The organism is Micromonospora globbae (genome assembly GCF_003610785.1).
GTDB classification, from domain to species: Bacteria; Actinomycetota; Actinomycetes; order Mycobacteriales; family Micromonosporaceae; genus Micromonospora; species Micromonospora globbae.
In genome coordinates, this window is the sequence record NZ_RAQQ01000004.1 from 247,032 (window position 1) to 265,034 (window position 18,003).

Annotated in this window: 19 protein-coding genes; 12 read left to right on the forward strand and 7 right to left on the reverse strand. The window is 72.3% G+C overall.

The genetic code is table 11. The features are described from left to right. Positions 1–35 precede the first annotated feature (35 nt). The gene (locus tag D7I43_RS07355) at positions 36–275 is read left to right on the forward strand and encodes a hypothetical protein (protein WP_120327634.1); all 240 of its coding nucleotides are present in this window, start codon (positions 36–38) and stop codon (positions 273–275) included. Between the two features lie 75 nt (positions 276–350). Here D7I43_RS07355 and D7I43_RS07360 read toward each other — a convergent pair whose 3' ends face one another. Then, positions 351–1,106, reverse strand: coding sequence for a GH25 family lysozyme (locus D7I43_RS07360; RefSeq protein ID WP_120327635.1), 756 nt, complete (start codon positions 1,104–1,106; stop codon positions 351–353). Between the two features lie 189 nt (positions 1,107–1,295). On the opposite strand from D7I43_RS07360, the gene D7I43_RS07365 reads away from it, so the two are divergent. The 3 genes from D7I43_RS07365 (at position 1,296) to D7I43_RS07375 (ending at position 3,573) form a co-directional block, all read left to right on the forward strand. After that, positions 1,296–2,039: a M50 family metallopeptidase gene (locus D7I43_RS07365; RefSeq protein ID WP_120327636.1), complete on the forward strand. Its 744-nt coding sequence runs from the start codon at positions 1,296–1,298 to the stop codon at positions 2,037–2,039. Between the two features lie 180 nt (positions 2,040–2,219). After that, a complete protein-coding gene (locus tag D7I43_RS07370) occupies positions 2,220–2,720 on the forward strand; it encodes a SigE family RNA polymerase sigma factor (RefSeq protein ID WP_120327637.1) in 501 nt (166 codons plus the stop codon). After that, positions 2,713–3,573: a hypothetical protein gene (locus D7I43_RS07375; RefSeq protein WP_120327638.1), complete on the forward strand. Its 861-nt coding sequence runs from the start codon at positions 2,713–2,715 to the stop codon at positions 3,571–3,573. The genes D7I43_RS07370 and D7I43_RS07375 overlap by 8 nt, the downstream gene beginning before the upstream one ends. Before the next feature lie 184 nt (positions 3,574–3,757). Here D7I43_RS07375 and D7I43_RS07380 read toward each other — a convergent pair whose 3' ends face one another. Continuing rightward, positions 3,758–5,341, reverse strand: coding sequence for an acyl-CoA carboxylase subunit beta (locus D7I43_RS07380; RefSeq protein ID WP_120327639.1), 1,584 nt, complete (start codon positions 5,339–5,341; stop codon positions 3,758–3,760). An 86-nt stretch (positions 5,342–5,427) separates the two neighbouring features. On the opposite strand from D7I43_RS07380, the gene D7I43_RS07385 reads away from it, so the two are divergent. Together D7I43_RS07385 and D7I43_RS07390 are read left to right on the forward strand one after the other, a co-directional pair. After that, entirely contained in the window at positions 5,428–6,303 is an 876-nt protein-coding gene (locus D7I43_RS07385; RefSeq protein ID WP_120327640.1) for a biotin--[acetyl-CoA-carboxylase] ligase, read from the forward strand. A 179-nt stretch (positions 6,304–6,482) separates the two neighbouring features. After that, entirely contained in the window at positions 6,483–7,055 is a 573-nt protein-coding gene (locus D7I43_RS07390) for a PH domain-containing protein (protein ID WP_120327641.1), read from the forward strand. Between the two features lie 84 nt (positions 7,056–7,139). Here D7I43_RS07390 and D7I43_RS07395 read toward each other — a convergent pair whose 3' ends face one another. Next, a complete protein-coding gene (locus tag D7I43_RS07395) occupies positions 7,140–7,862 on the reverse strand; it encodes a GtrA family protein (protein WP_120327642.1) in 723 nt (240 codons plus the stop codon). Between the two features lie 64 nt (positions 7,863–7,926). Continuing rightward, on the reverse strand, positions 7,927–8,463 hold the full coding sequence (locus D7I43_RS07400; protein WP_120327767.1) for a GtrA family protein: 537 nt from the start codon (positions 8,461–8,463) through the stop codon (positions 7,927–7,929). Between the two features lie 458 nt (positions 8,464–8,921). Between D7I43_RS07400 and D7I43_RS07405 the strand changes: the two genes are divergently transcribed. The 3 genes from D7I43_RS07405 (at position 8,922) to D7I43_RS07415 (ending at position 13,159) form a co-directional block, all read left to right on the forward strand. Continuing rightward, entirely contained in the window at positions 8,922–10,766 is a 1,845-nt protein-coding gene (locus D7I43_RS07405; protein WP_120327643.1) for a phosphoenolpyruvate carboxykinase (GTP), read from the forward strand. A gap of 449 nt (positions 10,767–11,215) precedes the next feature. Next, positions 11,216–12,385, forward strand: coding sequence for a geranylgeranyl reductase family protein (locus D7I43_RS07410; RefSeq protein WP_240032836.1), 1,170 nt, complete (start codon positions 11,216–11,218; stop codon positions 12,383–12,385). Positions 12,386–12,388: 3 nt separating this feature from the next. Next, a complete protein-coding gene (locus tag D7I43_RS07415) occupies positions 12,389–13,159 on the forward strand; it encodes an isoprenyl transferase (RefSeq protein WP_120327768.1) in 771 nt (256 codons plus the stop codon). A 64-nt stretch (positions 13,160–13,223) separates the two neighbouring features. Here D7I43_RS07415 and otsB read toward each other — a convergent pair whose 3' ends face one another. The 3 genes from otsB to D7I43_RS07430 form a co-directional block, all read right to left on the reverse strand. Continuing rightward, complete coding sequence (otsB, locus tag D7I43_RS07420) at positions 13,224–14,048, reverse strand: trehalose-phosphatase (protein WP_120327645.1); 825 nt, start codon at positions 14,046–14,048, stop codon at positions 13,224–13,226. 69 nt (positions 14,049–14,117) lie between these two features. Then, complete coding sequence (locus D7I43_RS07425) at positions 14,118–14,471, reverse strand: hypothetical protein (RefSeq protein ID WP_120327646.1); 354 nt, start codon at positions 14,469–14,471, stop codon at positions 14,118–14,120. Positions 14,472–14,632: 161 nt separating this feature from the next. Continuing rightward, positions 14,633–15,076: an XRE family transcriptional regulator gene (locus tag D7I43_RS07430; protein WP_120327647.1), complete on the reverse strand. Its 444-nt coding sequence runs from the start codon at positions 15,074–15,076 to the stop codon at positions 14,633–14,635. Positions 15,077–15,340: 264 nt separating this feature from the next. Here D7I43_RS07430 and D7I43_RS07435 point away from each other — a divergent pair, with 264 nt between their 5' ends. The 3 genes from D7I43_RS07435 to D7I43_RS07445 all read left to right on the forward strand — a co-directional run bounded on the left by D7I43_RS07435 (position 15,341) and on the right by D7I43_RS07445 (position 17,895). After that, positions 15,341–15,682 carry a hypothetical protein gene (locus tag D7I43_RS07435; RefSeq protein WP_120327648.1) on the forward strand — a complete coding sequence of 114 codons (342 nt, stop codon included), beginning with the start codon at positions 15,341–15,343 and terminating at the stop codon, positions 15,680–15,682. 31 nt (positions 15,683–15,713) lie between these two features. Beyond that, entirely contained in the window at positions 15,714–16,049 is a 336-nt protein-coding gene (locus D7I43_RS07440) for a hypothetical protein (RefSeq protein ID WP_120327649.1), read from the forward strand. A 430-nt stretch (positions 16,050–16,479) separates the two neighbouring features. Next, positions 16,480–17,895, forward strand: coding sequence for a PhoH family protein (locus D7I43_RS07445; RefSeq protein ID WP_120327650.1), 1,416 nt, complete (start codon positions 16,480–16,482; stop codon positions 17,893–17,895). Positions 17,896–18,003: the final 108 nt, after the last annotated feature.

Here is an 18,003-nt window from a genome sequence, read left to right on the forward strand (position 1 = left end):
GTATCTGTACCCCCGACGACGGAAGGAGGGACGACATGGGTTGCCGACGGAGGGACAGCCGGCCGCGGGTGGCGCTGTGGATGCTCGTCGCGCTCGGCGACGCGGTCCTGCTCCTGGCCAGCGTCGGCGTGCCGGCGCTCATGGCGCTGCTCACGGTCGTGACCGTCACCGTCGCCGGAGCGGGGGCCTGGCTGGTGAGCCGGCGCGGCGCCCTCGCCCGCGAGGACTCGATGCCCGCCCGTGTCGCGGTGCCGTTCGACCGACGCCGGGCCTGACCCGACAGACAGCCGTGGCGGCAGCCGGAACAGGTCCGCGCTGCCGCCACCTGCCTCCCCAGGCGGATCGGCGGATCAGGCCGTGTTGTTGGCCAGCGCGATCAGCCGGGAGCGGTCACCGTTCCAGTAGTTGCGGTCGACGGCGCCGCTGATGCCGGGAACGCTGCCGCTGCTCGTGTACTGCCAGAAGCTCCAGAACGGCGCGCCGGCGGGCAGGGTGCCGGGCGTGCTGGCCCAGCGGGCGAGCCACAGCGGGTGGTTGCCCCACGGCCCGGTCCAGCTGCCGGTGCACTGGTTCCAGAAGCTCGTGGTGGTGTAGATGACGGCGTAGCGGCCGGTGCGCGACCGGTAGGTGTTGAGGAAGTCCTGCACCCAGTTGCGCATGGCGGTGGTGCTGAGGCCGTAGCAGTAGCCGCCGCTGTAGGGGTTGGCCTCCAGGTCCAGGGCCGCGGGAAGGGTACGGCTGTCCGCCGACCAGGCCCCGCCGTTGGACGCGAGGTAGTTGGCCTGGACGGCGCCGGAGGAGATGTTCGGCCGGGCGAAGTGGTACGCCCCGCGGATGACGCCGGCGTAGTAGGCGTTCGTGTAGTTGGCGTTGAAGTTCGGGTCCTTGTAGCTCGTGCCCTCGGTGGCCTTGATGAAGGCGAACTCGATGCCGGCGTTGCGGACGCTGGTCCAGTTGATGCTGCCCTGGTAGCGGGAGACGTCGATGCCCGCCACGGTGGCGGCGGCGGCCGGGACGGCGGTGGCGACGAGCGCGGCGGCCGCGGTGGCGACGACGGTGAGGCCGGCCGCGAGGAACCGACGCAGTGGTGATCTGGTACGGGACATGGGTGCCTCCAAGGAGCCTATCGATTGATGGAAATCTTTGGAGGTAACCACCCAAGATCGCAAGGGGATCAAAAGAAACTTTCATTGGCGGTGGGGTGGACAGCCGTACGCTGGACGGCCCGTACCCGGCGTACCACGCTGGGTCACGGAGTCGGTCTCCGGCTCGACGTGCCGGTAGGCTCGCGCCCCATGGTGTCGTTCGACGGGCTGACCGACCTGTGGGACCGGCTGTTCGGCGCGCAGCCCGACCCCCCGCCGCTGCTGGTCGTGGTGACCGGGGTCGTGGCGCTCCTGGTGGTCTCCACCCGCCTGCCGTGGCGGATCGCCCGCAACGCCATCACCATCGCCCACGAGGGCGGGCACGCGCTGGTGGCCCTGCTCTCCGGCCGCAGACTGCGGGGCATCCGGCTGCACTCGGACACCTCGGGGCTCACCCTCTCCGCCGGGCGACCCACCGGGCTCGGCATGGTCCTCACCCTGCTCGCCGGGTACGTCGCCCCGCCGCTGATCGGCCTGGCCGGTGCCTGGCTGCTCGGCGGCAACCGCATCACGCTGCTGCTGTGGGTGGCCGTCGTGCTGCTGCTCGCCATGCTCGTGATGGTCCGCAACGCGTTCGGCGTGGTGTCGCTGCTGGTCACCGGCGGGGTGGTGCTCGCCGTCTCGTGGTACGCCTCGCCGCAGGTGCAGGCCGCGTTCGCGTACACCGGGGTGTGGTTCCTCCTGCTCGGGGGGATACGGCCCGTGGTCGAGCTGCAACGGCTGCGGTCCCGGGGCCGGATGCCCGCCTCGGACGCCGACCAGCTCGCCGGGCTCACCCCGTTCCCGGCGTTCTTCTGGGTCACCGTCTTCGCCCTGGTCAACCTCGCCGTGCTGGCCGTCGGCGCCACGCTTCTCGCCGACCCCCTGCTGCGCGACAACCCCCTCACCGCCTGAGGCAGGAGCGGGGCGGGCGGGGTGCACGGGCGGCGGGCCGCGGGCGCGCGCCGGGCGCCGGGCCGGGGGCGCCGGGCGCCGGGTCGCGGGCGCCGGGCGGCGAAAATGCTCGGGTGAGCGGGCAACCGCCGGCACCGCCCCACGCGTGTCCCCTGCGACCGCCACGGGGGAGGTAACCAGGTGCCGGACGTCGACGGGTTCGACGAGTTCTACCAGGGCAGCCGGCAACGGCTGCTCGGCTTCGTCTTCGTGCTCACCGGCAACCTCGCCGAGGCGCAGGACGCCGTGCAGGAGGCGTACATCCGGGCCTGGCAGCGCTGGTCGACGGTGAGCGGATACGACGACCCGGAGGCGTGGGTGCGGGTGGTGGCCACGCGGATCGCGGTGAGCCGGTGGCGGAGCCTGCGCAGCCGCGCCCGCGCGTACCTGCGGCACGGTGCCACCGAGACCGTCCCGCCGCCGGGCACCGAGACCGTCGAGGTGGTGGCCGCCCTGCGCCGCCTGCCCGAGGAGCAGCGGACCGCCCTCGCGCTCTACTACCTGCTCGGCATGCCGGTCGCCGAGGTCGCCCGGGAGACCGACGCCCCGGTCGGCACGGTCAAGGCCCGACTCTCCCGCGGGCGCGCCGCGCTCGCCGGGCTGCTCGCCGTCTCTGACCTGGAGGAGGCCGCTGATGCGTGACGACCTGAGGTTCGTCGAACGGGTGCGGCGGGAGCTGCGGGACGTGCGCTGGCCGCCGCCCGAGGAGATCCGGGCCGTGGCGCGGCGGCGTACCCGGCGGAACGTGCTGGTCGCGACCGTGCTGCTGGCCCTGGCCGGCGGGTCCGCGGTCGCGTTCGTCGCCCCCGGCCCCGCCCCGGCGCCGCCGGCCGCCGCCTCCGCGACTCCCGGCGTGCCGCCTCGTACCGAGATCACCCCGGACGCGCTGCTGCAGTCGGCCGACCTGCCGCAGCGGACCACTGTCGAACTCAGCGAGTCCGGCCTCGGTGGCGACGTCGTGGTCTCGTCCCAGTTGACCGCGTGCCGGACGGACCAGGGGCTGCCCGCGAGTCTCGTGACCGCGGGGCTGTCGCGGTCCCAGGCGCTGCTGCGGGAGCGCCCCGGGGGCGGCGAGAACCGGCTCTCCGACATCCTGGTGGTGCAGGAGGTCTACCGGCTGACGCCGGAGGAGGCCCGTACCTTCTTCACCGACCTCGACGCCATGCTCGCTCCCTGCGCGCAGTGGCGCAGCCGCGGACCGTACGAGGCGAAGGGGCGGACCGGCACGGCGGAGGCCGTGCACCGGTGGCAGGTCGTCCGGCGGGGCTTCGCCGGGGACGACGCCGCCGTGCTCCGCCACTCCGTGTCACCGCCGCGCGACGTGGCGACCGGCAGGACGGTCGGCGATGCGTCGGCGCCGACCGACACGGCCGTCGTGCGGGTCGGCGACCTGGTCACCGTCCTGTTCCTCAAGCAGGGCACCGAGGCGGAACTGATCCAGCTCGCCGGGGTCGCGGCGCGCCGGATGTGCCTGGCCGCCAACCCGGGCTGCTGAGCCGGGCCGTGAACCCGGGCGTCGGGCCGGCCCGACCGCCGCGCTCGTGCGCCCGGCCGACCGTCGCGCTCGTGCGCCCGGCCGACCGTCGCGCTCCTGCGCCCGGCCGACTGCCGGGCCCGGGACGCGAGCCCACACAGCGCGAGGGGCCCCGCCACCCGGTGGCGGGGCCCCTCCACACCACCTACAGCGGGATGTTGCCGTGCTTCTTCGGCGGCAGCGTCTCGCGCTTGGTGCGCAGCACCCGCAGCGCCCGGACGATCTGGGTGCGCGTCTCGTGCGGCGGGATGACCGAGTCGACGTACCCGCGCTCGGCGGCGACGTACGGGTTGGCGAGCGTGTCCTCGTACTCGGCGATCTTCTCGGCGCGCAGCGCGGCCGGGTCCTCGGCGTTCGCGAGTTCCGAGCGGTACAGGATGTTCACGGCGCCCTGCGCGCCCATCACGGCGATCTGCGCGGTCGGCCAGGCGAAGTTCAGGTCCGCGCCGAGGTGCTTGGAACCCATCACGTCGTACGCCCCGCCGTACGCCTTGCGGGTGATGACGGTGACCTTCGGGACGGTGGCCTCGGCGTACGCGTAGATGAGCTTCGCGCCCCGGCGGATGATGCCGTCCCACTCCTGCCCGGTGCCCGGGAGGAAGCCCGGTACGTCCACGAAGGTCAGCACCGGGATGTTGAACGCGTCGCAGGTGCGCACGAACCGGGCGGCCTTCTCCGACGCCGCGATGTCCAGCGTGCCGGCGAAGTGCATGGGCTGGTTCGCCACCACGCCGACCGGCCGGCCCTCGACCCGGCCGAAGCCGACCACGATGTTCTGCGCGTAGAGCGGCTGGACCTCCAGGAACTCGCCGTCGTCGAGGACGTGCTCGATGACGCGGTGCATGTCGTACGGCTGGTTCGCCGAGTCCGGGATCAGGGTGTCCAGCTCCCGGTCGGCGTCGGTGACGTCCAGCTCGGCGGGCGTGTCGTAGACGACCGGCTCGTCCAGGTTGTTCGAGGGCAGGTACGACAGCAGCGCCTTGACGTACTCGATCGCGTCCTCCTCGTCGCTGGCGAGGTAGTGCGCGTTGCCGCTGCGGGTGTTGTGGGTGCGGGCGCCGCCCAGCTCCTCCATGCCCACGTCCTCGCCGGTGACGGTCTTGATGACGTCGGGCCCGGTGATGAACATGTGCGAGGTCTGGTCGACCATCACGGTGAAGTCGGTGACCGCGGGCGAGTAGACGGCCCCACCCGCGCAGGGCCCCATCACCAGCGAGATCTGCGGGATGACCCCGGAGGCGCGGACGTTGCGGAAGAAGATCTCGCCGTAGAGGCCGAGGCTGACCACGCCCTCCTGGATCCGGGCGCCGCCGGAGTCGTTGATGCCGATCACCGGGCAGCCGATCTTCATGGCCAGGTCCATCACCTTGACGATCTTCTCGCCGAAGACCTCGCCGAGGGAGCCGCCGAAGACGGTGAAGTCCTGGGCGAAGACGCAGACCTGCCGTCCGTCCACGGTGCCGTAGCCGGTGACCACGCCGTCGCCGTACGGGCGGGTCCGCTCCAGGCCGAAGTTCGTGGACCGGTGCCGGGCCAGCTCGTCCAGCTCGACGAAGGAGCCCTCGTCGAGCAGCAGCTCGATCCGTTCCCGGGCGGTCTTCTTGCCCCGGGCGTGCTGCTTCTCGACGGCCCGCGCCGACCCCGCGTGCACCGCCTCGTCGACCCGGCGCTCCAGGTCCGCCAGCTTGCCCGCCGTGGTGTGGATGTTCGTCCCGGTGTCGGTAGTCACCCAGGGAATATAACGATGGTTCAGGACCGGGACGCTGTGCAGTACACCTCACCACCGGCTGCCCGTCCGGCCCGTAGGCTGGCGGGATGCCGGGCTCCCCGTACACCGATCTGGACCGCCCGCCGCTGTCGGCGGCGCGGCTGCGCCGGGCGCTGGTCGCCCCCTACGGTCCCTGGGCCCGGCTGGACCTGCGCGTGGAGACCGGCTCGACCAACGCCGACGTGGCCGAGGCGGCGCGGGCCGGTGAACCCGAGGGGCTGGTGGTCGTCGCCGAGCGGCAGACCGCCGGGCGGGGGCGCCGGGGCCGGGTCTGGCAGTCGCCGCCGCGGGCCGGGATCGCGACGAGCGTCCTGCTCCGGCCCGGGGAGGCCGTCGCGGACCGCGGCTGGGCGGCCGTCCCCACCACGGCGTACGGCTGGCTGCCGCTGCTGGCCGGCGTGGCGCTCGTCGAGGCGGTGGCCCGCCTGGCCGAGCTGGAGGCCGTGCTGAAGTGGCCGAACGACCTGCTCATCGGCGACGCCAAGTGCGCGGGTGTGCTCGCCGAGGCGCTGCCCGGCACGGCCCCGGATCAGCCGCCGGCCGTCGTCGTCGGCATCGGCCTCAACGTGACGCTCCGCGCCGACGAGCTGCCGGAGAACCCGACGGGCCTGCCGGCCACCTCGCTGCAACTGGCCGGTGCCGCGGCCACCGACCGGGACCCGCTGCTGCGGGCGCTGCTGCGTTCGGTGGCCGACTGGTACGACCGCTGGCGGGCCGCCGGCGGGGACGCGGTCGCGAGCGGCCTGCGGGACGCGTACGTGGACGCCTGCGCCACGATCGACCGTCCGGTGCGGGTGCTGCTGCCCGGCGGCGGGGAGCTGACCGGCACGGCGACCGGGGTGGACCCGGACGGGCAGCTCGTGGTCGACACCGCCGAGGGTGAACGCCACCTCGCGGCGGGCGACGTGCTCCACCTGCGCTGACCCCGCCCCCCTTCCCCGCGATCTTGCAGTTTGTGCCCGGGCGAAAGGGGTCAAAGGGTGCGAACACGGGGCCCGAAGTGCAAGATCGCGGGGAAGGGTGAGGGTCGGCCGCGCGGCTGATGGCCCTACGGGCGGTGACCGGTTACGGTCACCCCGTCCGTTCCTGCGAGGAGGTTCGCGTGGCGTTCCCCGAGGACGTGCTCACCGAGGACGAGCATGTCGTGTTGCACCTGCACCCCCACTGGAAGGCCCTCATCCGGCCGGTCGTGGTGCTGGTGCTGGCCGTCGCCGCGGTGGTGGCCGGCGTCGTCCTGCTCCCCTCCGGCGGTGGCGGGTCCGTCGCGCTGGCCGTGATCGGTGCGCTCGCCCTGGTGGCGGTGCTGTGGTTCGCGCTCTGGCCGTTCCTGGTCTGGCGGACCACCCACTACCTCTTCACGAACGAGCGGGTGCTGCTCCAACACGGCGTCTTCTCCCGGGACCGGCGGGACATCCCGCTCACCCGGGTCAACGACCACTCGATGAGCCAGCGGTTCGTCGAGCGGCTGCTCGGCTGCGGCACGCTGACCATCGAGTCGGCGGGTGAACGCGGCCAGTCCGTCCTCGTCGACGTGCCGCGTGTCGGGCAGGTGCAGACGAAGCTCTACGAGCTGGTCGAGGCGCAGCACGACAAGCACTCGCTCGGCGACGGGGAGATGCGGGAGATCCTCGCCGACATGCGGGAGGGCAAGCCGCTGCGCGACCCCACGGCCTGACGTCCCGCCGGCGGCCCGTTGACCATGGAGTTGCCGTCGCGACACGCCGTGGCGGGCGATCACCACTCGACGTGCGTGGTGGGGTCAGCGGCGGGGGCGTGGCCGGGTGACCGGTGCGAGTTCGGCCGCCAGTTCGGCGTCCAGGTCCCCGCCGGCGAGCCGAGGGTCCAGCGAAGCGAGGCGCTTGCGCGGCGGCGGCGTCGTGGAACTCCCGTTCGTCGTCGAGGCTGCGGCGCGTCCGGGCTGGTCGTCCGGCTCCTCTTCCTCCTCCAGCTCGGAGATCGACTCGGCCAGCTCGGCGACCGGGTCCATCTCGGCCATCGTGTCCCACTCGTCCCGCGGGATGCTGTGCCAGGTCTTCTCGGCGGGAGCGGGCGCGGGTTGGAAGACGAACGTCCGGTAGGACCAGAAGCGGAACAGCGTGGCCAGCAGCACGCCGCCGGTCTTGGCGACGTTCAGCGCCAGCAGGCTGGTCACGCCGAGGCCGTACTTGGCGGCCGCCAGCACGCCCAGCTCGATGAGCAGGCCCGTCGCATTGAAGAGGAAGAACAGGGCGTACTCGCGCCGGATCGCTGATTTCGGCCGATCCCGGTACGTCCAGTGACGATTCATCAGATACGACGTGATGGTCGCCACGATCGTGGCCACCACGGTCGCCTTCAGCTGGCCGTCGACGAAAACGGTCAGTGCCAGCGCATTGAACACGGCGTAATTGATGACGGTGTTGATGCCACCGACGATGCCGAATTTGAGCGCCTCGTGGACGAACTTCTGCCATCGCTCGGGCAGCAGACGGACAAGACGCATGGCAGAACACCTTAGGGCAGTGGTTTGGGCCGGCAGGTTCCGGCCGAACGGACTGGGCGGCAGATCACGCCCCGCGATCTCGGTCGTACGTCACTTCCGGTACGGCTGGGGTTCCCGCTTCCGGGAAGACGAACCGTCGATAGGACCAGAACCGGAACAGCGTCCCGAGCCCGGTGCCCACGATGAAGCTGGCGATGTTGTCGGCGAGGGGTGTGCGGAACACCTCCGGCCAGAGGCTACCCAGCCCGTAACGGCTGATCGCGAGGCACGCGACGGCGATGCCGAGGCCCACGCCGTTGAAGAAGAAGAACAGCGCGTACTCGCGGGCGGGGTTGCTGCGCTGGCGGTGGCGCCACGTCCAGAAGCGGTTGCCGACGAACGCCACGGTCGCCGCGATCACGGTGGAGATGGTCTTCGCGGTCACCTGCTCCAGGCTCTGCGCCACCGTCAGGTAGTTGAACAACGCGAAGTCGATCAGGAAGGCGACGCCGCCGACCGTGGCGAACTTGCTCAGCTCCCGGACCAGATGGCCGAAACGGTCGACCAGTGCGCGGACCGGACCCGTGCGGGTCTGTGGAGAGCCCGGAGTCTCTCCCGTCATCGTCGCGGCCACCCGCCGAGCCTACCGGCTGGTGGCACGCGGCACGGGTAGCAACGGCGAGCGCGGGCGGCCGGCATCGGCGGGGCCCGCGGCGTCCGTGGTGGACATGAACGCAGCGTAGTCGCTCCGGCGACGGTCGCGGGATGGAACGGCGGAAGTCGTACGCCCCCGGGGTGTCACACGGTTCGGGGCGCCGCCGAGACACGGGCGCGACGGGCGTCGTCGAAGGTTCACCGCAGGATTTGCGTGAAACTGCGCGCAAAAACGGGTATCAGCTCGCGATGCCGCAGCGTGGCCGTACCTTGTGCAGTTCTTCACAACCAGTCCCACTGACTGGGGAGGCTGCCCGGTTTACGCTGAGCCCAATCCCAGGTTTCCACGAAGGCGAAGCGGTTCCCGCCCCGCCCAGACTCGTGCATCCCATACATCGGTCAGCGTCGACCACAAGGAGATGTGTCATGGTTGCTCCGGCTACTGTTCGGGGTATCGATCAGGCCCCGACGTCCCATCCGAAACTGCTCGCCTGGGTGCGTGAGGTCGCAGAACTGACGACGCCCGACCGGGTCGTCTGGGTGGACGGTTCCGACGAGGAGTGGCGCCGCCTCACCGACGAGCTCGTGGAGGCCGGCACCCTGATCCGGCTGAACCCGGAGAAGAAGCCCAACTCCTTCTACGCCCGTACCGACCCGTCTGACGTGGCCCGGGTCGAGGAGCGCACCTTCATCTGCTCGGTCGACGAGGCGGACGCCGGCCCCACCAACAACTGGATGGCGCCGGCCGAGATGAAGCGCATCATGACGGACCTCTACCGGGGTTCGATGCGAGGCCGGACGATGTACGTGATCCCGTTCTGCATGGGGCCGGTCGAGGCCGAGAAGCCCATGTTCGGCGTGGAGATCACGGACAGCCCGTACGTGGTCGCCTCGATGCGCATCATGACCCGGATGGGCAAGAAGATCCTCGACGCCATGGGGAACGACGCGGACTTCGTCCACGCGCTGCACTCCATCGGCGCGCCGCTCGCGCCGGGGCAGAAGGACGTTGCCTGGCCCTGCAACGAGACCAAGTACATCTCGCACTTCCCGGAGACGCGGGAGATCTGGTCGTACGGCTCCGGCTACGGCGGCAACTCGCTGCTCGGCAAGAAGTGCTACTCGCTGCGGATCGCCAGCGTCATGGGGCGGGACGAGGGCTGGCTCGCCGAGCACATGCTCATCCTGAAGATCACCTCTCCGGAGGGGCGGGTCTACCACATCGCCGGCGCGTTCCCGTCGGCGTGCGGCAAGACGAACCTCGCCATGCTGGAGCCGACCATCCCCGGCTGGAAGGTCGAGACGATCGGCGACGACATCGCCTGGATGCGGTTCGGCCCGGACGGCCGGCTCTACGCCATCAACCCCGAGTACGGCCTGTTCGGCGTGGCGCCCGGCACGGACTGGAAGACCAACGCGAACGCGATGCGGACGCTCGACCGCGGCAACTCCATCTTCACCAACGTGGCCCTCACCGACGACGGGGACATCTGGTGGGAGGGGATGGGTGAGCCGCCGGCGCACCTCATCGACTGGAAGGGCAACGACTGGACGCCGGAGAGCGACAGCCTCTCCTCGCACGCGAACAGCCGCTTCTGCACGCCGATCACCCAGTGCCCCATCCTCGCCGAGGACTACTACGACCCGAACGGCGTGCCGATCGACGCGATCCTCTTCGGTGGGCGCCGTCGGGACACCGTCCCGCTGGTGACCGAGGCCCGTGACTGGGTGCACGGCGTCTACATGGGTGCGACGCTCTCGTCGGAGACGACCGCCGCCGCGTCCGGCGCCGTCGGCGTGGTGCGCCGCGACCCGATGGCGATGCTGCCCTTCATCGGCTACCACGCCGGCGACTACTTCCGGCACTGGATCGAGATGGGCAAGGGCGCCAACGGCGACGAGTCGAAGCTGCCACGGATCTACTACGTCAACTGGTTCCGCAAGGACCCGGAGGGCAACTTCCTGTGGCCGGGCTTCGGCGAGAACTCCCGCGTGCTCAAGTGGATCATCGAGCGGATCGAGGGGCGCGCCGAGGCCGTCGAGACCCCGATCGGCATGGTGCCCGCGCCGGACGCGCTGGACGTCGAGGGCCTGGACATGACGCCCGAGGACGTCCGGATCGCGCTCAAGGTCGACCCGGAGGAGTGGCGTAACGAGCTGCCGCTGGTCACCGAGTGGTTCGAGAAGTTCGGTGACAAGCTGCCGGGCGTCCTCTGGGCCGAACTGGACGCCCTGCGCGCCCGGCTCGACGCGGAGCAGCCGCAGCGATAGACGCGAGCGCCCGCAGGCCGGGCATCGATCGGCACGGCCGCCGAGACCCGCGAGGTCCGGCGGCCGTCGCCGTGTGCGCGTCGGCGCGGTGGGCGGCGTACGGCTGGATCGACGAGGCGATCATTCTGGGCCGGCGACCGGCCAGGAATCGGCGCTGTTGACGGCGCTGTCGAGCTGCCCCGGATGTGGGGCAGCTCGACAGCGTCCCCATCACCACTGGATGCCGCGAGCCGGCGTGGCGCGGCCAGGTACCAGCTCCTCCCGCCCGGTGCCGCGCGCCAGGGGAGGCGCCGGGCGATCCCGCCCTACGCCGCCCGGCGACGTGCCGGTGCGCTGCCGGCGCTCGCGTGCGGAGACCGGGCAGTATGTGGCTGTGGTCTCGGTCACCCTGGGGCGGCGCGCGACGCCGGCCGCCCCGGGGTGACGGCGGGCGGGAGGAGGGCGGCACGGTGGACGACGAGTTCGACGTGGTGGTGGTCGGGGCGGGGCCGGCGGGGTCGGCGGCCGCACTGGCGGCCCGGCGCGCCGGCGCCCGGGTGCTCCTGCTCGACCGGGCCGACTTCCCGCGGGACAAGGCGTGCGGTGACGGGATCGCCGCACACGCGCTGGACGTCCTCGACGAACTGGGGGTGCCCGACGCGGTCGCCGGCTACCCGCCCCTGCCGGCGCTGCGGCTGGTCGGCCCCGGCGGCGGCGCGGTGGCCCGGCGGCTGCCCCGGCCCGCGTACACCGTGCCCCGGACGGTCTTCGACGCCCGGCTGGTGGCCGCGGCGGTGGCGGCGGGTGCGCAGCTGCGCCGGCACACGGTCCGCCGCGTCGCGCAGCGCGCGGACCGGGTGGTGCTCGACGGCGAGGTGGCGGCCCGGGTCGTCGTCGGCGCGGACGGTGCCGGGTCCGTCGTCCGCCGCGCGCTCGGGCACCCGGTGAACCCGGACCGGCACCTCGCGCTGGCCATCCGGGGGTACGCTCCGGCGCTGCCCGGCCCGCCGGAGCAGCTCATCGTCACCTCGGGGGCGCGCTGGCCCGCGTACGCCTGGTCCTTCCCCATCGGTGACGGGCGGGCGAACGTCGGGTACGGGGAGGTGCTGCGGAGCGAGCCGTTGACCCGGGCGCACCTGCTCGACCGGCTGGCCGCGCTGCTGCCGGACACCGACCCGGGCACGGTCGAGGGGCTGCGCGCCCACCACCTCCCGCTGTCGACGCACCGCCCCCCGCCCGGCCGGGGCCGGGTGCTGCTGGCCGGTGACGCCCTCTCGCTGGTCAACCCGTTCACCGGGGAGGGGATCTTCTACGCCCTGCTGTCCGGTCTGCTGGCCGGCACCGCGGCGGCCGGGTCGCCCGACCGGGCCGCCCGCCGGTACGCCGACACCCTGCGCCGCCGCCTCGGCCGGCACCTGCGGCACAGCTCGGTGGCCGCCTGGCTGGCCCGGCGCCGGCGGGTGGTCGACGCGGCGGTCCGGGCGGCCCGGCGGGACGACCGGGTCTACCACAGCATCGTCGAGCTGGGGTTGGGTGACGGACGGCTGGACGTGCGCACCCTCGCGATGATCGGCATCGGTCTTCCGGCGCGGGATGAGCCTCGGGGCGTTGAGCCGTCCGGTCGGTCGCTACGCTGCTAGATGATGTCTCTTCGGAACCTCGTCTACTCCCTGTACGAGCGACGCCTCAAGGCGAAGCTCGTGGGCAAGCCGGTGCCCCGGCACGTCGGAGTCATGTGCGACGGCAACCGTCGGTGGGCCAGGGAGATGGGCTTCGTCGACCCGAACGACGGGCACCGGGTCGGCGCCGCCAAGATCAAGCACGTGCTGGGCTGGTGTGACCAGGCCGGCATCGAGCACGTCACCCTCTACCTGCTGGCGACCGACAACCTCCGGCGCCCGGCCAGCGAGCTCGACCCGCTCCTCAAGATCATTGAGGATCTGGTGGTGGAACTCGCCGAGGAGGGCAATCCGTGGCGGCTGCGGATGGTCGGCGCGCTCGACCTGCTCCCCGCGTCGACCGCCGCCGCCCTGAAGGCGGCCGAGGAGCGCACCCAGGGCCGCAGCGGCGGGGCCGAGGTCAACATCGCGGTCGGCTACGGCGGCCGGCGCGAGATCATCGACGCGGTGCGCTCGTTGCTGCTGGAGCACGCGGCGGCCGGCGGCACCCTCGAGGAGCTGGCCGAGGAACTGGACGTCGAGCACATCGCGGAACACCTCTACACCCGTGGCCAGCCGGACCCGGACCTGGTGATACGGACGAGCGGCGAGCAGCGGCTCTCCGGCTTCATGCTCTGGCAGTCGGCGCACTCCGAGTTCTACTTCTGCGAGCTGAACTGGCCCGACTTCCGGCACATCGACTTCCTGCGCGCCCTGCGCTCGTACGCCAACCGCCAGCGTCGGTACGGCGCCTGACCGCGCCGGCCGCCGACCACGGCCCGGCTGACGGCGGACCGCACCCGCCCGAGGGGCAGGCCGGCTAGCGGAGCTGTTGGGCGGCCCGGGCGAGGAAGTCGCCGAGGGCGGCGGGGGAGTCGATCGTGAGGTCGGCCGCGTCGGCCACCTCCTGCCCGGTCTCCGGGTTGGCGACCGCCACGCAGACGCCCAGGAAGTCCGGATCGGCGGCGGCACGCGCCCGCAACGCCGTGAACGCCTTGATGTCGGAGACGTCGTCGCCGAAGTACCAGGCGGCGCCCGCGTCCCGGATGACCTCGCCGATCACCATGCCCTTGTCCCGGTCGACGGGGGGCTTCAGCTCCAGCACCATCCGGCCGCCCTGCACCCGCAGCCCGAGCCGGTCGGCCTGGGCGCGCCCCCACTCCTGCACCGCCTCGCCGAGCTGCGGCGCGGTGCGCCAGTGCAGGGCCACGGACAGGCGCTTGAACTCGACCAGCGTGCCCAGGGGAAGCTCGGTGCGGGCCAGGTCGGCGAGGTCGGCCATCGTGGGCACCCACGGCAGCGCCGCGGGTTCGGTGACCGTCTCACCGCCCGAGTGGCTGTGCTCCAGGCCGTAGAGGCCGTAGAGGTCCACCCCGGCGAGCCCGCCGAGGCGGTCGCGGAGGAACTCCACCGGCCGGGCAGAGACGATGGCGATGCGGCGTACGAGCGGAGCGAGCGGCTCGATGGCGGCCAGCACCTTCGGCGCGGGCTGCACCGCGGTCGGGTCGTCCCCCACCGGCGCGAGCGTGCCGTCGAAGTCGAAGAAGAGGATGGTCCCGGACGCCCGGCCGGCGGTCGCCCGCCACGCCTCGTCGGCGTTCACGGGGGTCCTCGGCGGCTGGTTGCCCACATTCAACGGCGGCACGCGCGTCAGCGTACCCCGGCTCCGGCGGCTCAATCGTGGCCGAGCGGGACCGTGCGACCCGGTGGGAGATCAGCGTTCGGCGGCCTCCCGTCCGCGCCGTCCGAACGGCACGACCGTCGCCTCCTGACCGTGGCTCAGCAGGTAACCCTCCACGAACCCGGTGTTGCGGTCACCGGCGCGCGACTCGATCTCGTTGAGCCGGGCCACCAGGAACTCGGTGAGCGCGCTGACGCGGTCGTTCAGCCGCTCGTGCAACTCCGCGAGCACGGCCAGGACGACGGCGGTGCCGGCCGCGGTGAGCGCGAAGAGGTTGACGAGCACGGGAAGGTTCCCGCCGTCGACCGCGAGTGTGACCACGTTGCCGGTGGCGCACAGTGTCACCGACACCGTGGCCACCACGACTGCCAACCATTTCAGGGTCATGGACAGACCCCTCCTTCTGTCCCGCAGGGCTGGGTTCGGCCTTGTCCCGTCCCCCGCCGACGACGAGCCCAAGCAGTACGAATAGGGACGCTAGCGTGCCCTTTCCTGCCCCGGAGCGAAACGAATGAGTCTGACCTGCCGTTCTTTCGCCATCTGAGGAACTACCCGGCCTGTTCACCGCGTTTTCGGACATCCACGGGGAGGGTCGGGCGATACGCGAGGTATCGGATGGTTTCCCGGATGTGGAACTTCTCCGCGTCCGACACGTTGGGGTCGACGAGCCGGCGCAACAGCGCCTCCACGTCGGGGTCCATGGGAGGGGTGGGTTGGTTGGTGCGGGGAGTGCCGGCCGTCCGGTCCCAGCCGAGGGCGGCGAACGCGGCGGCCGGGTTGAGTCCCAGGCCCTCGCAGAAGGCGACCACCCGTTCGGCCTCCGGGTCGCTGGCCCAGTCGCCGCGGACCCAGCGGTTGATGGTCTGGCGGGAGACGCCGGTGCGTCGGGAGACCTCTGTGCCGCTCCAGGCCCGGGTTGCCCGCGCCTCGTCGAGCGCGCGTCGGACGAAGGTGGCGAAGGCGATCTTCCGTGCGTTGGCCGTCTCGGTCACGTCGTGACGGTACGACCAGTCCGACGTGGACGGGATCCCAGGCACGCTGTTGTCACGCGAACGTGACGGCGAACTCGGATTCCCGGTTAACGATCCAGCGCCGCTCCTGAGGGGCATCACCTGGGCAGAATAGATGCCCGTAGGTGTCGCGGCGAACGGACGAAAAGCTGATACTGTCACGCCCATGGGACATTCTACGGTGTGTCACGTGCCTGAGACGATTGGTGCTCACATGCGTCACGCCCCCGGTCCGAGGGGGGTGCGGTGACCGAACTCGCGACGCGTGCCCAGGCCTTCGGCCTGATCGCGGAGGGCGTCGCCGCCGGCCTGAGCGCCCCCTGGCGGCTCTACCTCGCCCGGGGCTGCCGTTACCTCTCGTTGAGCGTCGGCGACCGCGCCGAGTGGAACGCCTGGCGTACCCATCTCGGCTGCCCAGAGCTGAGCGTGCGGGTCTACGACGCCGGCGGTGAGATCCGCCGGTCGTCGGTGGCGGAGGTGGTCGTGGACGGCTGCCGGATCACCGTCGAGCTGGTCGAGGAGGTCAGCACCGACGACCTGGACCGGCTGCTCGCCGACCCGGCCCCGGCCGAGCCGGAGGAGCGGTGACGCGGCGCCGGCGGCACCCGGGAGCCGCCCGATGAGCCCGTTCCTCGCCATCTTCCTCGTGCTGGTGCTCGCCGCGGCCAGCTACGCGGCCGGTCGGCTGCACGGCCAGCTGAGCTACCGCATCGGATACCGCTTCGGCTACCGCCAGGGCTACTTCGACGGCGACCGCGGCGCCTGGAACCGGCGACGCCGCGACGCCCAGGCCGCCATCGCGTCGGCGCTGGCCGCGTCCCCGCCGAGCGCCATCCGCGTGAGCGGGACGGTGGCCCGTCCCGGCACCACCTACACCGGCTCGTCGTTCTCGGCGCCGGCCGCTCCGGTCACCGGGCGGCACCCGACCGGCACCCTGGTCAGACGGACCGGTTGAGACGGTCGGCGGGGCGCACCGCCCGGCGCCCCGCCGGCCGGCACCGAAGGCGCGGTGCGTCGTCCGCGGCGGGCACGCACCGTCAGGGGCCACGTCAGACCGGTGACGGCGGTCCCACCGGCCGGGATGCGCGCAGGGGGCATGCATCCCGGCCGGCTCCGCCGCTCGCCCCCCGACTCGGCAGCCGGCGTGCCCGATCGCGCCGGCTGCCGCGGGCTGTTCACGCGCCGGTCTCCGGTGAGCCACGTCGAACCTCTAGCCGGCATGCCCGTTCGCCGCTAGCGTCTAGGCATGGCACGGGGTTCTCCCGGGCCAGCCGGCAAGCCCGGCCCGCGACCTCGCGCACGGGGCCCGCATCCGACCCCGTGTCACCGGGCGCCGGAGGAGGCGGACCGCGGATGGCCGGGTGCACATCCGCCGGAGCAGGCCTGTGACGACTCGCCGTACCACCGCCGGTGCCGACCAGACCCCGGCCGCGACTGCCACGACCCGCCGCGTCACCCGGAGCCGCCGCACGGCCGCCGCCGAGCCGGCCGACGCCGAGGAGCCCCGACCAGGTGGCCAGTCCTTCGTCCTGGACACGTCGGTCCTGCTGTCGGACCCGGCGGCCTTCCACCGCTTCGCCGAGCACGAGGTCGTGCTGCCCCTCGTGGTGATCTCCGAGCTGGAGGGCAAGCGGCACCATCCGGAGCTGGGCTGGTTCGCCCGGCAGTCGCTGCGCATGCTGGACGAGCTGCGCGTACGCCATGGCCGGCTGGACCGGCCGGTGCCCGCCAACGACGCCGGCGGCACCCTCCGCGTCGAGCTGAACCACACCGACGACAGGGTGCTGCCGCCCGGCTTCCGGAACGAGAGCAACGACACCCGCATCCTGTCCGTGGCGCTGAACCTCGCCGCCGAGGGACGGGACGTCACCCTCGTCAGCAAGGACATGCCGCTGCGGGTCAAGGCCGCCTCGGTGGGCCTGCGCGCCGACGAGTACCGGCACGGCCAGGCCAGCGACCCCACCTGGACGGGGATGGCCGAGCTGGAGCTGGGCGAGGAGCAGATCGGCCGGCTCTACGCCGGCGAGACGCTCGACGTGGACGAGGCCGCCGGCATGCCCTGCCACACCGGCCTGGTGCTGCACTCCGCGCGCGGGTCGGCCCTCGGTCGCGTGCTGCCCGACAAGACGGTACGGCTGGTCCGCGGGGACCGGGAGGCGTTCGGCGTGCACGGCCGTTCCGCCGAGCAGCGGATCGCGCTGGATCTGCTGCTCGACGAGTCGATCGGCATCGTGTCGCTCGGGGGCCGGGCCGGCACCGGGAAGTCCGCCCTGGCCCTCTGCGCCGGGTTGGAGGCGGTGATGGAGCGCCGCCGCCACAAGAAGGTGGTCGTCTTCCGCCCCCTGTACGCGGTCGGCGGCCAGGAGCTGGGCTACCTCCCCGGGACCGAGTCGGAGAAGATGTCGCCCTGGGCGCAGGCGGTCTTCGACACCCTCGGCGCCGTGGTGCACGAGAACGTGCTGGAGGAGGTCACCGCGCGGGGGCTGCTCGAGGTGCTCCCGCTGACCCACATCCGCGGGCGGAGTCTGCACGACGCGTTCGTCATCGTCGACGAGGCGCAGTCCCTGGAGCGGGGGGTGCTGCTCACCGTGCTGTCCCGGATCGGGCAGGGCTCCCGCGTCGTGCTCACACACGACGTGGCGCAGCGGGACAACCTCCGGGTCGGGCGGCACGACGGGGTGACCGCGGTGATCGAGGCGTTGAAGGGGCATCCCCTGTTCGCGCACATCACGCTCAGTCGGTCGGAGCGGTCGCCGATCGCCGCCATGGTGACGGACCTCCTGGAGGACATTCCGAACTGACGCCCGCTTTGTAGGGTTTCATCCCGATTTTTGGCGTGACCCAAATCACAAATGCGTCCGCTGGTTTCCCATCCGCCTCACTGTGCGCGATGGTGTCCCACGAGCGCC

Bases quoted from the DNA above. Each gene is read 5' to 3' on its own strand.
- D7I43_RS07355 (WP_120327634.1), top strand. From the start codon at position 36: ATGGGTTGCCGACGGAGGGACAGCCGGCCGCGGGTGGCGCTGTGGATG.
- D7I43_RS07360 (WP_120327635.1), bottom strand. From the start codon at position 1,106: ATGTCCCGTACCAGATCACCACTGCGTCGGTTCCTCGCGGCCGGCCTC.
- D7I43_RS07365 (WP_120327636.1), top strand. From the start codon at position 1,296: ATGGTGTCGTTCGACGGGCTGACCGACCTGTGGGACCGGCTGTTCGGC.
- D7I43_RS07375 (WP_120327638.1), top strand. From the start codon at position 2,713: ATGCGTGACGACCTGAGGTTCGTCGAACGGGTGCGGCGGGAGCTGCGG.
- D7I43_RS07385 (WP_120327640.1), top strand. From the start codon at position 5,428: ATGCCGGGCTCCCCGTACACCGATCTGGACCGCCCGCCGCTGTCGGCG.
- D7I43_RS07395 (WP_120327642.1), bottom strand. From the start codon at position 7,862: ATGCGTCTTGTCCGTCTGCTGCCCGAGCGATGGCAGAAGTTCGTCCAC.
- D7I43_RS07400 (WP_120327767.1), bottom strand. From the start codon at position 8,463: ATGACGGGAGAGACTCCGGGCTCTCCACAGACCCGCACGGGTCCGGTC.
- D7I43_RS07405 (WP_120327643.1), top strand. From the start codon at position 8,922: ATGGTTGCTCCGGCTACTGTTCGGGGTATCGATCAGGCCCCGACGTCC.
- D7I43_RS07415 (WP_120327768.1), top strand. From the start codon at position 12,389: ATGTCTCTTCGGAACCTCGTCTACTCCCTGTACGAGCGACGCCTCAAG.
- D7I43_RS07425 (WP_120327646.1), bottom strand. From the start codon at position 14,471: ATGACCCTGAAATGGTTGGCAGTCGTGGTGGCCACGGTGTCGGTGACA.
- D7I43_RS07440 (WP_120327649.1), top strand. From the start codon at position 15,714: ATGAGCCCGTTCCTCGCCATCTTCCTCGTGCTGGTGCTCGCCGCGGCC.